12 protein-coding genes, 4 tRNA genes and 1 pseudogene are annotated in these 15,271 nt (G+C 27.8%); 9 read left to right on the top strand and 8 right to left on the bottom strand.

Going from position 1 to position 15,271, the window contains the following annotated elements:
• Positions 1-31 precede the first annotated feature (31 nt).
• Entirely contained in the window at positions 32-502 is a 471-nt protein-coding gene (locus tag F811_RS0110230; protein ID WP_020005150.1) for a hypothetical protein, read from the top strand.
• 81 nt (positions 503-583) lie between these two features.
• Entirely contained in the window at positions 584-1,084 is a 501-nt protein-coding gene (locus F811_RS0110225) for a type 1 glutamine amidotransferase domain-containing protein (RefSeq protein ID WP_020005149.1), read from the top strand.
• Between the two features lie 85 nt (positions 1,085-1,169).
• Here the strand turns inward: F811_RS0110225 and F811_RS15740 are convergent, their stop codons facing one another.
• From F811_RS15740 to F811_RS0110205, 4 genes are all read right to left on the bottom strand, one after another.
• Complete coding sequence (locus F811_RS15740) at positions 1,170-1,598, bottom strand: hypothetical protein (protein WP_020005148.1); 429 nt, start codon at positions 1,596-1,598, stop codon at positions 1,170-1,172.
• 100 nt (positions 1,599-1,698) lie between these two features.
• The gene (locus F811_RS0110215) at positions 1,699-2,484 is read right to left on the bottom strand and encodes a hypothetical protein (protein ID WP_020005147.1); all 786 of its coding nucleotides are present in this window, start codon (positions 2,482-2,484) and stop codon (positions 1,699-1,701) included.
• Positions 2,485-2,552: 68 nt separating this feature from the next.
• On the bottom strand, positions 2,553-4,205 hold the full coding sequence (locus tag F811_RS16080) for a hypothetical protein (RefSeq protein ID WP_020005146.1): 1,653 nt from the start codon (positions 4,203-4,205) through the stop codon (positions 2,553-2,555).
• A gap of 798 nt (positions 4,206-5,003) precedes the next feature.
• Complete coding sequence (locus F811_RS0110205) at positions 5,004-5,378, bottom strand: hypothetical protein (RefSeq protein WP_020005145.1); 375 nt, start codon at positions 5,376-5,378, stop codon at positions 5,004-5,006.
• A gap of 133 nt (positions 5,379-5,511) precedes the next feature.
• Between F811_RS0110205 and F811_RS17150 the strand changes: the two are divergent.
• A pseudogene (locus F811_RS17150) lies at positions 5,512-6,913 on the top strand (phage terminase large subunit).
• 241 nt (positions 6,914-7,154) lie between these two features.
• Here the strand turns inward: F811_RS17150 and F811_RS0110195 are convergent.
• Positions 7,155-9,095: a fructose-bisphosphatase class III gene (locus F811_RS0110195; RefSeq protein WP_020005144.1), complete on the bottom strand. Its 1,941-nt coding sequence runs from the start codon at positions 9,093-9,095 to the stop codon at positions 7,155-7,157.
• A gap of 150 nt (positions 9,096-9,245) precedes the next feature.
• On the opposite strand from F811_RS0110195, the gene F811_RS0110190 reads away from it, so the two are divergent.
• The 6 genes from F811_RS0110190 (at position 9,246) to F811_RS0110165 (ending at position 11,711) form a co-directional block, all read left to right on the top strand.
• A tRNA-Pro gene (locus F811_RS0110190) sits at positions 9,246-9,319 on the top strand.
• 2 nt (positions 9,320-9,321) lie between these two features.
• Positions 9,322-9,395, top strand: a tRNA-Arg gene (locus F811_RS0110185).
• 81 nt (positions 9,396-9,476) lie between these two features.
• Positions 9,477-9,552, top strand: a tRNA-His gene (locus F811_RS0110180).
• Positions 9,553-9,635: 83 nt separating this feature from the next.
• Positions 9,636-10,352: an outer membrane beta-barrel protein gene (locus F811_RS0110175; protein WP_020005143.1), complete on the top strand. Its 717-nt coding sequence runs from the start codon at positions 9,636-9,638 to the stop codon at positions 10,350-10,352.
• Between the two features lie 41 nt (positions 10,353-10,393).
• A tRNA-Arg gene (locus F811_RS0110170) sits at positions 10,394-10,467 on the top strand.
• Positions 10,468-10,541: 74 nt separating this feature from the next.
• Positions 10,542-11,711, top strand: a complete 1,170-nt coding sequence (locus F811_RS0110165; protein WP_020005142.1) for a tetratricopeptide repeat protein — start codon at positions 10,542-10,544, stop codon at positions 11,709-11,711.
• Positions 11,712-11,714: 3 nt separating this feature from the next.
• On the opposite strand, the gene F811_RS0110160 is transcribed toward F811_RS0110165, so the two are convergent.
• The 3 genes from F811_RS0110160 to F811_RS0110150 form a co-directional block, all read right to left on the bottom strand.
• Positions 11,715-12,890, bottom strand: coding sequence for an AAA family ATPase (locus F811_RS0110160; RefSeq protein ID WP_020005141.1), 1,176 nt, complete (start codon positions 12,888-12,890; stop codon positions 11,715-11,717).
• Positions 12,891-13,090: 200 nt separating this feature from the next.
• On the bottom strand, positions 13,091-13,756 hold the full coding sequence (locus F811_RS0110155) for a flavin reductase (RefSeq protein WP_020005140.1): 666 nt from the start codon (positions 13,754-13,756) through the stop codon (positions 13,091-13,093).
• A 140-nt stretch (positions 13,757-13,896) separates the two neighbouring features.
• The gene (locus tag F811_RS0110150; RefSeq protein WP_020005139.1) at positions 13,897-15,270 is read right to left on the bottom strand and encodes an alanine/glycine:cation symporter family protein; all 1,374 of its coding nucleotides are present in this window, start codon (positions 15,268-15,270) and stop codon (positions 13,897-13,899) included.
• Position 15,271 lies beyond the last annotated feature (1 nt).

The following is a 15,271-nucleotide window of genomic DNA, read 5'->3' as shown; positions in this document are numbered from 1 at the left end:
AAATTTTATTTTAAAAAATTACAGAGGCATTATGAACAAATATAATATAAAAATAGAAAATCAAATATATGACCTTATAAAAAAAGAGAATCTCACATTTGAAGATATAGCTAAAAAACTAAATATAAATTATGATGATTTAAAAGAATATATTAATAAATCGAGTAAGAAATATAAAAAGAGTTTGGTTAAAAAAATAAGAAAGGCAAGAGTAGAATATTTTAATGATGCCAAAATAAAAATAGAAAATGCTGTAATAAAAAAAGCATTAGGCTATTATAGTAAAGATATTGTAAGAGAAATAAAAACCGATAAAGAAGGCAGAGAATCCAAAACCAAAAAAATAGTTTATAAATATAATCCTCCAAGCGAGAGGGCTGTTATAGTATTTTTTGAGATATTAAAAAATAGGAAAAATAAAAGACTTGAGAGAGAAGAATTAAAAAGAAAGGTTCAGGAAGAAGAGAACAGAATAAATATCAGAGTGGGATTTGATAATTAGATTATATTTTTACTTCTGGTAATAATTAAAAAAATGTTATATTATTATACGCATACTAAAAATTATAAAGGAATTATAAAAATGAAAGCATTAATTATTACAGACAATTTCTTTGAAGATTCAGAATTGTTTTATCCATATTTCAGACTTATAGAAGAAGGCATTGATGTTGATATAGTAGCTCTAAACAAAGGTGAGATTAAAGGAGAATATTTCTTCAAAGTAGAAGCAAAATTAAATTTCTCAGAGGTTGATCCTTCAAATTATAAAGCATTAATAATACCGGGCGGAAGAGCTCCTGAAGCTATAAGAGGAAGTGACGATGTAAAAAGAATCATAAAATATTTTGTTGATAATAATCTCACTATAGGAGCAATATGCCATGGACAGCAGACTTTGATATCAGCTAAAGTTTTGGAAGGCAAAGACGCTACCTGCTATATAAGTATAAAAGATGATTTGATAAATGCTAAAGCTAATTATAAAGATGAAAAAGTAGTGGTATGCGGTAATATTGTAACTTCAAGATGCCCAGACGATTTGCCTTATTTCGCTAAAGAGATAATAAATAAACTCAAATAATATTTTGATATTATAAAAAAACCTCATGCTTAAAAAACATGAGGTTTTATTATATGATTAATCTTTAATTAAAAGAAAGTCATTTTCATTGTCTTTTTAAAGTACCAGAACCGCCTTCATATTTATTTCCATCTGGTGATGAAACAAATATTTTGAAACTTCCGCTATTATCACTACTGAATGTAAACTCATAAATCATACTATATTCTGACATATTAATTTCATAAGTTTCATTTCCTCTGTCTGTTATTTTGTCTTTGGTGATAGACTGTCCTTCACCAATAATACCTTGTACATTTCCTGTTATAGTGCCGTCTGAAGATATATTAATGGTTCCGCTTACAGTTTGTCCGCTTGCATCTTTGCCTTCAACTTTCCAGTTACCCTGATAAGTTTGTATTCCCTTATTAGGTGTAGGAGGCGTAGGGTCTGTGCCTTTCTTATCTCCGCAGCTTACTGCAAATATGCTTATTAAAATTAAGAGTGAAATAATTGATAAAATTTTGTTCTTCATTTTTATTTTCCTTTTTTATATTTTGAATATTATTAAATAAAAAATAATAGACATGAATATTTATTGAACATGTCTATTAATTTTATTTGCTATTAAAAAATTAATTAAAAGCCTTTGGTCCGAATCTGAATCCTAATTGCAAACCTATATCATAGCTGAGTAATGGTGCTTCGCTATGAGCTCCCTGATTTAATGATGTATTATTAATAGTTGTATTTATAGAACTAATAGCATCAACTCCTGTGTATAAACCTATATTCATTGCTATTTTTTCTGTGAAGAATATTGAATAATCAAAAGTTAATTTACCATAAAAACCTACAGAACTCATAAACTTTGTACTAGCATTTTGAAATAAAGTTTTTGCAGCTTCATCTTTCCAATTTTGTGTTATAGCCATAGGTATTATAACGCCAAGTCCAACACCTATAGAAAATGCTTTTATATTAAACTTTGGAAGTATACCTATTTTTAGATTATGAGTATAGAATGAAGCACTTCCTAATTTTTGGGTACCCTCTGGAGCGTCAATTTGTCCTGTGATATCATTTGGATTTTCTATTTTTGCTGTGTCAAAATTAGCATTAAAGCTGTCAAAACTATATCCTAATTCTCCTAAAAGACTTATTCCAAAATTATCCTTTATCTGCCACATATAACCTATTTGAGCAGAGGCTCCAATATCAAAACCCACTTTATTGCCTGAATAATAGTAGATTTTATCTTTTGCTTCTTGAGTTGCATACATGTGATATTGAGGAAGTAAATTTATATTAAGTCCGAAAGGTACATTAAATATAAACTCAAATCCGCTTGCAGCAAATGCTCCTGTACTTAATGACATTATCATAATAGAAGCAAAAATTATTTTTTTAAAGTGTTTCATAATAAACCCCTTATATATTTTTTATTTATAACAAATGAAGTTTTTTATTCTTCAGTTAGTTATCATTTCTATACATTTTTTATGTCTTTTATATCTTTTGATAAGTCAGCAGTTTTTAATTTTTTATACCTTTCTAAATGGATTTCGCTTTTTTTATATTGATTAGTTAAGTTGGCATTATTAATTATCAAATATTCTTTGTAGTATGATACTCTGTACATATACTCAAGAGCATTTATAAAAGACTCTTCTATATATTTTTTATCATATTCTTCATGTTCTTTTAGTCTGATGTCATACATAACCGCTTTATATATAGTTTTATAATTGGCGTCAAAAAATATTTTTCTCTCCCTATTCTCTTCTTCTTTAAATTTTATTTCTTCATATTCAATTTCTTTCACTTTCTCTTCAAGCCTTTTTTCATCTTCCTCATTATAAATATTTTCCTGATTATAAAAGAATAAAGCGTTATTAATAAATATATCCTCATACTTTTTTACATCTTTCACATCAAGATTTTTTAATTCATTTAAAAGGTTATAGTCTTTTTTATTTTCTTCTGCTGAGCGGTATAAATACATTAAAGATGAATGCAAAGAATCAAGTATATCTTTGTAGCTTTTTGCCATATAAGGATTAAAAAAGTACATGCTCTCTGCTATATAAAAAAATGTATTTATATCATCTATAATAGAATCTATATTATGCATTTTTTTCTTGCCGTATTCTTTACTTTCTATATTAGAAAATACAATATCCTCTCCACTTTCAACAATATCATAATCAATTCTAAACCTTATAAATGAGCATAAAAACTTTAGAAAATCATAATTTTTTAGAATTAAACTAACATAATGATGTCCGTAATTTAAAATGGATTTAAATTTATTTTCATTTTCAAAATAATTTTCATGATTTAAATTATGCATTCCATATATATTATTATTTGAATATAGTTCAGAAAATAATTCTTTTAATTCATTTTTCATTTCATTGTACTTATCTATACATAATTTAATAACTTCATCATACTGATATTTTATTAACTCTTCTTCTGAAAAATCTAATCCTATAGAAAAAATATCTGTATACCCTTCAAGATATAAATATTTTATTTTTTCTGCAAAATGATAAAACATCTTATCAAAATATATAGCATCATTAGAGAAATATTTTGATAATGATAAATACTCTTTAATTTCTGTATCTAGTATTATACTAATGGAACTAATATAACTGTCTTTTAATACGCTATCATGATGAAAAACATAATATAAAGAGAATATATGTTCTATTATTTTAGATAATGAAATCTCTTCAAGATATTTAAAATTATCTATTCTTTTTGTTAATTCAGTATAATTTAAATGCTTAATACTTTCTTCTATTAATTTTATTTTATTAGAAAGAATCTTTTTTAATAAAGATTTATCAATATTTTCATTATTATCATCATTATCATCACTAAAGAAAATATCTGCTATGTCTTTTAAATTTAATTTACAATTTTCAAAATAATATATCTTCTCAAGCACTGGAAGATGATATACTGAGTAAAGCACTTTATTAGAAGGTTTTCTATCTTCTTTTATTATACTATCTTTGATTATACTATCCTGAACTTTATAAGAAGGAAGTATGCAGTTTTTATTATCATCATAATAGTTCTGCATTCTTTTTATAAGTTTATCTTTCTTTATAGGAAGTTTATCAAACACATTATCTTCAATATTAGAAATATCTATTTTTCCGTCATCTGAAAGATAGTTTATTATATCAAGTTCAAAATGACTTCTTAAATAGCTGTATAAATCGGCAAATACTCCTATTTCAAAGAATAGTATTTTATCCTTATAATTAGTTATTATACCTTTTATATCTTCCTTTACTGCCTGAAAATCATTAAACTCGTATGTGAATATACTATCATCTTCTAAAATTACTGCTTTCTCTACGCTGTATGGTTTATCCCCTGATATTTTGGAAACTATAAAGCATTCTCTGTTTTCTGATATTAATGTTTTAAGTGAAGGAAGTACGTAGTTGTATCTTGCATTTTTATCTGAATTACTATAATATATTATATTATATTATATTTTCTGTCGGCTATATTAATGCTTTCTTTTTTCATATAATATTATCCTTAGTTATTCTTGCATATAGATACTTACTATTATAACAGAATTATTAAAAATAATTTGCTATGTCTTCCGAAAGACACCATTAATTTTTGTAATTTTTTTTTAAAAACATGTTTTTTATGTAATTATTATATTAAATAAATACACAGTGTATTATTTTTATTAATGTATTTTTTCAAAAATTTTACCCCCGCACGTAGAATAGTATAAAAATATAATTGTTTAGTCATAAATTTAAACTTTATTAACAAATAAAAATACTCTAAACGTGCGGTTGTATACATGCCAAAATACTAGAAACTTGGATTATGTATTATTGAAGCAATAAATTATAAAGAGTGTTGAGTTGGAATAATATTAAAAATAAATTTAGTATTAATCTTTTGTTAAAATTCCTATACCTAAATTGTCATCTTCAATAGTGCCTTCAGTATCAGATTTGAATTTAATTGTAACTGAAAATGCTTTATCTGAAATTATATCTATTTTATATCTGTCATTACCTAAATCTTTTATAGACGAAGATTTTAAATTATTATATAATATATTTTCTGTATTTTCTACTATAATATCAAAACTGCTGTTATTTGCAAATTTTGCTTTCCAATTTCCTATATAATTTGTAATACCTTTGCTTTCTCTTTTAGGCTCTATATATTTGGCAGAAGCTGATGTAGTGCCGTCATTAGATGCATTGCAGGAAATTAAAAGTATATTAAATAGTATAATAGCAGCATATTTATTTATCATAACATTATCCTAATTTATATTTTTTATTATATAGTAATTATTATTTATAGCAATAGTTTTTATTAATAATCACTAATAATTTTTAATATTTATTAGTGATTATTTATTTTTATAATGGGTAATAAAAAATACTATGGAAATAAAGTTTAATATATTAAAACCATTTGAGAAATGGGCTAATACTGATAAGCGTTTAAAAATAGCATTCGGAGGCAGAGGCGGCGGAAAAAGCGAATCTATTGCTAGGATACTTATAGCTAAAAGTTTTGAGATTAAAGGTGTTATACTTTGTTCTAGAGAGATTCAAAAGTCAATAGCATATTCTACTTATCCTCTTCTTGTGAGTATTATTAAAGAATTAAAACTTGAGAGTTTTTTTAATATAAAAAGAAATGAAATTACTAATAAAATAACTAATAGTAAATTTATATTTTTAGGCATAAGAGAATGTTCTATTGAAGATATAAAATCTATTTACAATGTGAGAATATGCTTTATAGAAGAAGGTCAGACTCTCACACAAAGAAGCTATGAGATATTAGAGCCTTCCATACGTGCTTTAAAAAGTGAGATATGGATAGCATTCAATCCTAGATTTGAAACTGACTTTATTTATAAAATGACAAGTAAGTTTAATTTAGAGAGTTTATTTTACACTGATAAAAATAATAAAAAATATAATTATAGAGAATATGAAGATAATAATATTTTAATAACTTTTATTAATTATGACGGAAATTATTATTTCAGCGATATATTAAATAAATCAAGGCTTTCTACTTTAAGACTTCTTCCTAAAATGTATGCTCATATTTGGCTTGGTAAAATAAAAAATAAACAGGGAAAAGTTTTTCTATATTCAAAATTAAAGTTTTATGATGATAAGAATAATATTAATAATATTTAAGAATAATATTAATAATATTATAGAAGAAATTAATTCGTCTGAACATAAAGCTGTAATAGATCCTGCATTTGGAGAATATAATTGCTTTACTTCGGTTATAATTTATACACAAATAGGTGAGAATATATATTTAATAGATTCTGGTCTTATGCGTAATGATGAAAACTCCACAACAGATGAGAGTATAATTAATTTTTTAATAAATAAAAAAATTAAAAAGGTATTATGCGAAAGTAATTTTGCTCAAAAAGAATTGGTTAAAAGATTAGAGAAACATTTTGAAGTAACACCATTCTATGTGCATAAAAATAAAATAGAGAGAATAGTCAATGCAAGCTATTTGATATATGATAAAGTTTATTTTCCTAAAAGCTGGCAGGAAGTTCCAGAGAGTTCGGATACTGATAAATGGCTTAATACAAATGAAGGAAGAGGATATATTGCTTTAAGGCAGCTACTAAATTTTAATGATTCACTTTCTCAAAGTAATATTAAAGGTGATATGTTCAGCTATTTAGATTTTCCAGACGCTTTATCAAGTTTAATATTTTTTGGTATTGAAGATTTTGTTTCTGAAGATGAAAGTGATAATAAAATAAATATCATAAATTCTATTTTCGGCGAATAAAATTTTTTATAATGCCAGTTATACTGAAAACCTTAAAAATGCAGATCTTCGCGTCTGAGGGCTGTGCATGGGTCACCACCGAGTAGGTGCCTTGCCTACGGCACGCAGAACGGACGGCAAAAGAAGTGTGGGTATTGGCAAAGCAGCACAAACAATAAATTTGAAAAACTAACGTTTGACAAACTTAAAAATTTTCAGTATATCTTAAATTAAATATTACTGTTTGCTTGAAATACACAAATTACATCTTTTCTTTTACTATACCGCTTCTGTATGCTGATAAAAGTTCATGCAAATCATCAATACGTTTTGAAAGCTCTTTGCCTATATCGGTTTCTCCAACAGTAATACGTCTTATAAAACGCTCCACAATTATAGATCTAGGACTTAATTTAAATCCAGATTCTACAACCTCATTAAAAGGTCTATGCTCAGCTATCATCATCATATTTGAATTTGATATTAAAGTATATCCTCCTATTCCAGTGCTTTTATGATATGCCTTTGAAAGTCCGCCGTCTATAACTAAAAGATGTCCGCCTCCTTTTATAGGGCTTTCTCCTTTATGAGTTTTTACTGGAACATGCCCATTGACTATATGCGACATCTCAATATCAAGGTCAAATTCTTTTAATATATTCTCACAATATTCTTTTTTATCTATATGATAATAGTATGGATTATAGCTTTCTTTATGTATTTCTTTATCATCTATAAAATACCTTTCAAAAGTAGTCATTTTATTTTTACCAAAAAGAGGGGATTTAGGACCGCACCATAAATACCAACAGTAATCAAGTGCATTTAACTGCTCTTCGCTTCCTACTTCACAGTAAAATGCTTTTCTTACTTTATCCTCTACTTGTTTTAAATATCTTCTTCCAGATAAATACTGAGAATCTATATAAACCTCATCAAAAGATCCGTCTTCTTTTGTAGGTATGCAGCCATGATAAAGAAGATTGCCGTTAAATATTTTGTATATACTTCCTTTAGCATACATATAATTAATATGTCTTTGTAAAGTAGGACTGTTCGCAAAAGAGAATGCAAGAGTCTGTATTAATGTATTTTCACCTTCACTAAGTTCAAACGGATTATTTTTATCTATAGTAGGGAAATTTTTATCTTTAAGCTCATAAGTTTTTGAGTTTATTGTAATAGTACCTTTATCATAATCTATTTTATCAAGCAGTATTCTGTCATCCATTCCATAATTAGGGTGTCTTTTTATAAGCTGACATTCTAGTTTAAATTGTATTACAGATATAGCCTTATGCATTTTAGCCGCTAAATCTTTATCAACCTCATCATAAATATTTTTGTCTAATGTATTAGGCTTAAATACTTCGCAGGGATCATCTTTATAAACATCATTTGCAAAAGAAGATAATGATCTCAAATTAATTCCATAGCTGTATTCAAGCAAATCAAAATTATTATATCTTATAGCCAAACGCACAGCATTAGCAACACAGATTAAACTCCCTTTAGCAGCTCCCATCCAATGTATATCATGATTACCCCAAGCAATATCCACTTCATTAAAAGTCATTATACTTTCCATTACCTTATCAGGGTGAGGTCCTCTGTCGTAAATATCGCCTACTATATGAAGTCTGTCTACACTGCATTGACGTATGAGCTGACAAAGTGCTAATATAAACTTATCAGCTGCTGCAACTTCTATAATGGAATTTATTATAGAGAAGTAGTAATTTTCTTTATTTTCTTCAGAATCTGTCTGAAGCAGTTCATCTAATATGTATGCAAAGTTTGCAGGCATTTTCTTACGTATTTTGGATCTTGTATATTTGCTTGTAACGAGCTTGCATATTCTAATAAGCCTATATATAGTAATTCTGCACCAATCAGCAAATTCTTTTTCAGATGCTTTATTATTAATCATATTTTTTGTATCTACAATTAATATTTGCAGCTCTACCCTATCATGTTCAGGCAAAGTATTTTTAAAAAGAAGCTCTATTTTTTCACGTATAACCCCAGAAGAAGTTCCAAGCAGATAATCAAAACCGTCCGATTCTCCATGAATATCACTTAAAAAATATTCCGTTCCTTTAGGGAGTTTAGAAATAGCTTCTAAATTTATAATTTCCACAGAAGCATCATCTATAGTAGGATACTTTTTTGATAATAATTCTAAATAATCTCTATCTCTCATACAATATCTCCAAATACTTACTATACATATAGTAGTATATAAAAAAAGAATGGAAAATCTATAATTAAAATAAAATTAATAAGGTTAAAATATATAAAATATGTTGACAAAAAATTATATTGATATATAATAGCTAAACATAAAAGTTTACGGGATGTAGCGCAATTGGTTAGCGTACCTGCTTTGGGAGCAGGGGGTTGTGAGTTCGAGTCTCACCATCCCGAATGCGCTAGTAGCTCAATTGGATAGAGCAACTGCCTTCTAAGCAGTAGGTTACAGGTTCGATTCCTGTCTGGCGCGTATATAAACGTCATTATCCCTTTTGTCAGCGTTTATAGTTTTTATATGATAAAAAATAATAACTCTTTTTAATGTTTAAATGGCGAATGTAGCTCAGTTGGTTAGAGCGCCAGATTGTGGATCTGGATGTCGCGGGTTCAAGTCCCGTCTTTCGCCCTTATCTTTCTCATAATATATATACTTGATATTTTCCTATTATTAATGTACCATATATGTAATTATTATTTACAGAGGTATTATATGAAAAAAATAATTCTAATACTTATTTTAGCGGTATCATTGAGCAATATCAACGCATTTGCCGCAAGCGGTTTTGAAGCCATATTAAATGTGCCTTTGGGTCTATCCGCAGGAATACCTGTTGGAACTTATAGTGATGTAGAATCAATAAAAGGAAAAGCTGGTTTTGATTCTGGAATAACTGCTCAGCTTGGTTATATGATTGGTTTAGGTAAAATAGGTATTAGTATTTTGGGAGAGCTTGGATACAGCTACGACAGCTATAGATATTATTCTAAAGAAAATTTTGGAAGTTTAGCAAGTTATGAATATACTTCTGGTTTGCATACACATAGTTTTCAAATCGGACTGCTCCCTAAAGTGAATATCGGAGCATTTGCTGTAGGTGTGGGTTTTGGTGTAAAAATTCCTGTATCTGGATATTCCACTTACAAAGCAGAAGGTTCTGTTGCAGGAATAGAAGGAAGCACTTCTACTGAAAAACTATCTCTAAATAGGGATAATTTTGAAAATTATGACAGAAACGTTATTCCATATATAAAAGCTACTTTTGACTACTCTTTCTTCTTCACTTCTAAAATAGCTCTAAATGTGGGTGCTTATTTAGGATATGATTTTGGATTGGCTAGTAAAAGTCCTATAGATGGAGAGTATACTGGAATAGACAGTTTTGATATAGGTTTGCAGTTAGGATTAAGATTTGCCCCTAAATTGTAAACTATAGAGTATAATTGCCGATTATATATAAGTATATATTAGCGTCTGTGGCTTAATTGGATAGAGCAGCGGATTTCGGTTCCGTCGGTTGGGGGTTCGAGTCCTCTCAGACGCGTTTTAAAATATATTTGATTATTTCCTAAATTGTGATAAAATTAATTATTATATGGAGATAAAGGTATTAATGGAATGAAAGAAAAAACTTTGAAAAAATTTAATTTTGCTATTTTGATATTATTTCCTATAATACTTTTAATATTCTCAGTTACTTTCAATGTATATAGTGTAGGCACAAAAAACCGAATAAATAAAGAATTAGAAAACTTCACCAATTCACTCTCTTTAAGAATGGAAAGCAAATATATGGATATGATGACGCTTTATTTTAAAGATGAGTTAAACAATTATGCCATAGCAAATGAGTTTACTAATCTTGTAAAAGAACAGGTAAGATTAGGGGTTACTCCTCATTTTAATTCCCTTAAATTTTCAATAGACTATACAATCAGAACAAATATAAGAAATACTACTTACGGACTTTTATTTATATCTGTTCTTATGTTTATACTGACATTAGTACTTAATTTTACAAATAATAATTTCGTAAGCAGCAATAGTGCAGTTTCAGCATCTGATAATACTAAAACAGATGATAAACCTCAGGCAAAACCTATAAATAATGTAATAGATTCCTCTTCAAGCGATAATATTAAAGCTGAAATTGAGGCTATGTATAAAAATCTTGTCAAAGAAATTAAAAGCTCAAGAGATGAGCAGGCTTTGGAAATATTAGAAAAAATGTTTCAGTTAGATGACAGAAATTATCTGGCTTTAAATGGGGCGGGTGTTCTTCATACAAAAATATACAGCAGAGATAATGAAGAAGAACATTTTAAAAAAGCTGATAAATATTTTGAATATGCTCTATCTTTATATAATCATAATGAAAATGTCTCCAATAATAAAGCTATACTATACTCTATAAAATATGAACTCAAAAAACTAGAAGATGATTATGAAACTGCTTTGATAATATTTAATGATGCCTTATCTTCAAATCATTTAGACCCTGAACTTCTTAACAATAGGGCTACTTTATACTCTGTAAAATATAAAATAAGCGGAGATGAAAATTTATTTGAAAGGGCTTTAAATGATTATGATAAGCTTATAAAAATTGATTTTAATAATATTTATGCCTTAAACAACAGAAGTGCTATTTATTTCAATAAATATAAAAACTCAGGAGATAAAAAATATTTTGATAAGTCAATAGAAGACTGTAATACTGCTTTTAAGATTAATTCTTCTGAAGCTCTATATGATAACAGAGGCTCACTATATATATATAAATTCTAATTATTATCTTGATATACCCAAATGGTTTTTTCTATATTCTTTCTCTAAATTACTAATATTTAAACTCTCATTAATATTTTTAAGTTTATCAGTTCTGTATATGCTTGACATATTATTTTTTTTATTTATTAAAAAATAGTTAAAAAGTTCAGTATTATCAATGCTCATAAGTGTTATATCATGGGTTGATAGTATAAGCTGCGAGGTTTCTCTCTCTATATCATGAAATGCACCATTTTTAAATAGTCCGATAGTAAACTCTAATAGTTCAGACTGCACTCCGTTAAACTCATCAACTATAGATAAAGTACCGTTTATAATGGAGCTTAATATATATATTAAATTAATAGCGTATACTTTACTTCCTTCCGATTCTACCTCATCAAAATCATTGCTGTAGATGTCATGCCTTGAAATTAATCTCTTATTATCAAATACAGAAGAGTCAGCTGTATTTATAGTATCAACTATATTTAAATCATCGATATCTGTCATATAAAGCAGTTTTTTATAAGTATCCCATATATTACACTTACTAAAATATTCAAAAATATCTGCTATGGCATAAGAAGAAAAATCTGCCTCATTTGTAAATGGAAATAAAAAACATAGATTTTTGAATAATGATATATAATAATTAATTTCTTCTCTGTATTTATCTGCTTTTTCATTTATATTGTTTAACTTATTATTAAAAAAACTTAAAAAAGTATTTGTATCTGGTATACTATCATTATAATGAAATATACCGTCTGATATAGTATTGTTTTTTCTTTCAAATATTAAAGTATTATTTTTTGTAAATCTTTCTAAATATATTCTTTTATTATTATTATCTAATACTAGTTCATAGCTGCATATCTCATAATCATCATAAGAATAAAACTCCAAATAAAAACGGCTGTTTTCATTTTTACCGTAAATCATATTTGGCTCTAAAAGCCTTTTTATACTGTCATCGCTTGATATAATATGCCCATTATTGGAATAAAAAATATATTTTAAAGCATTAAGCAAATTACTCTTACCGCATCCGTTATAACCATAAAGAAGACATAATTTTGATATATACTCATTATTTATTTTTTTGGTATATATAGTATCTTTATCAGCCGTTAAATTAAGTTCTGCTTCATCATAGAATGATCTGTAATTTGAAATATTAAATCTTTTTAACATAATTATTTAATTATCATTATTTATTTTCTTCATAATTTAATAACAAAAATAAAAGATTTTTGTAAAGCATTATTAAATAAATAAACTCATTTTAGCACTATTTTAATAATAATTGAATTTAATAAAATAGATATTCAAACAAATAAGGCAGTACATAAAAATGCACTGCCAATTGGGGTAAAAATTAGTTTGATTTATTATTATGAGATTTTTTCAAAATTACTTTTAGGCTCTCCGCATATAGGACATACCCAATCGCTAGGCAAATCCTCAAATGGAACACTGCCCTTATATTCAAATCCGCAGGTTTTACATCTGTAAACAGCTTTAAACTCTTCTTTTTTTTCTTCTTTCTTCTCTTCTTTGTATGCATTAGCAGTGGAAGCATTAGGAGGAGTTTTACCTTTTACTACATTGTGATAATAGGCATATGTCATAGAATTAGCCTCATTATCAAATATATCCGCATCGATTAATTCACCTATAAATATAGTATGAGTATAAACTTCTAAAGTATTAACTACTTTGCATATTAAATAGGCATTAGCTGATTTTATTACAGGAAGCCCTTCTTTCATTTCATAGGAAACATTTTCAAATTTATTATTATCCCTAGAACTTCTAAAACCAAATCCACCTATCAAAACAGAATCACTTTTTTCAGAAAGAATAGAAAGTGCAAATTTCCCAGTTTTCTTTATACATTCATTTGTGTAATTATTTTTATTAACACTAATCATTATAGTAGTAGGTTCAGCAGTTATTTGAGTAGAAGTATTAATAGTACAGCCTACAGGTCTCTCTCCGTCAAGAGTAGTTAAAATATACATTCCGTATGAAAGTTTAGTTAAAGCAAAAGTATTCATCTATAGCTATCCTTATTGATAATAATTACTAATTATATATTAAATTTATAAAAAATCAATACTAAATAGTAATTTTAAAATAAAAAATAATAAAAAACCCCGCTCATAATTTAAGCGGGGGAGTTTTTTATTATAAATTATCAATCTTTCATTCTAGTAGAATTAGGATCATTCATATAATCTTTAGTAAGCTTAGCAATTTTTGGAGAAAGGATTAAAAGCCCAATTAAGTTAGGTATAGCCATAAGTCCGTTTAAAGTATCAGCTATAGCCCAAATTAAATCTAATTGGCTTACAGCTCCAACTATTCCAACTAATAAAAATATTATTCTATATGAAATGGAAGCTATTTTATTTCTTTTTGTAAGATAACCTAAAGCAACAACTCCGTAATGAGACCAGCCCACAAAAGTAGAGAAAGCAAATAATATTAAAGAAATAGTAAGTACTACAGAACCAGCATGTCCCAAATTAGCACCGAAAGAAGCAGAAATTAATTCAGCACCATTTAATTTAGTACCTTGATTCATTTCTAAGAATATTATAGCCATAAGACCAGTTAAAGTACAAACGAAGAAAGTATCGATAAGTACTTCAAATATACCCCACAAACCTTGTTCTATAGGGTTTTTAGAGTTGCTTGCACCATGAGCCATAGGAGCAGTACCTAAACCAGCTTCGTTAGAAAATACACCGCGTGCGAAACCGAATTTCATACCCATCATAATAGTATATCCCATAAATCCTGCACCTACTTGTTTTAATGAAAATGCTTCCTGAAATATACGTTGGAAAGCATGAGGAATTTTATCTGCATTCATAACAAGTATAACTATACCAGCCAGTATATATATAACACACATTACTGGAACTAATTTTTCTGTAACAGTAGCTATCCTTTTAATACCGCCTATGATTATAACAGCAGTTAAGGCAACCACTACGATACCTGTTACTATATGAGGAACTCCGAAGTTTTGATTAACAACTGCCGCCATAGCATTAGTCTGAGTCATGTTTCCAGCCCCGAAACAAGCCAAAGCAGCAAAAGCAGCAAATATACTTCCAAGCCAAGGAAGATTAGCACCTTTAGATATATAGTACATAGGTCCTCCATGGTGATGACCTTCGCTGTCTTTTACCCTATAATGTACAGCTAAAAGTACTTCCGAGTACTTAGTAACCATACCAAAGAAAGCAGCAAACCACATCCAAAATAATGCACCTGGTCCGCCTGCTACAATGGCAGTAGTAACGCCTGCAATATTTCCTGTTCCTACAGTACTAGCCAATGCTGTACTAACAGCTTGGAAAGGGGTAATATTATCGTCTGGGTCTTGTTTTTTTGCCAATGCTCCAAAAGTATGCTTTACCCATAAAGGAATTTTCGTTATTTGCAAAAAACCTGTCCTAATGCTTAAGAATATTCCAGTACCTACCAATAATGTAAGCATTACTGGACCCCATACAAAACTATTAATGATGCCGTTAATTTTTGCTATCATTTCTACCATA

It is taken from the genome of Brachyspira innocens ATCC 29796, from assembly GCF_000384655.1.
Taxonomy (GTDB): domain Bacteria; phylum Spirochaetota; class Brachyspiria; order Brachyspirales; family Brachyspiraceae; genus Brachyspira; species Brachyspira innocens.
This window is presented reverse-complemented; position numbering and strand designations above follow the sequence as displayed.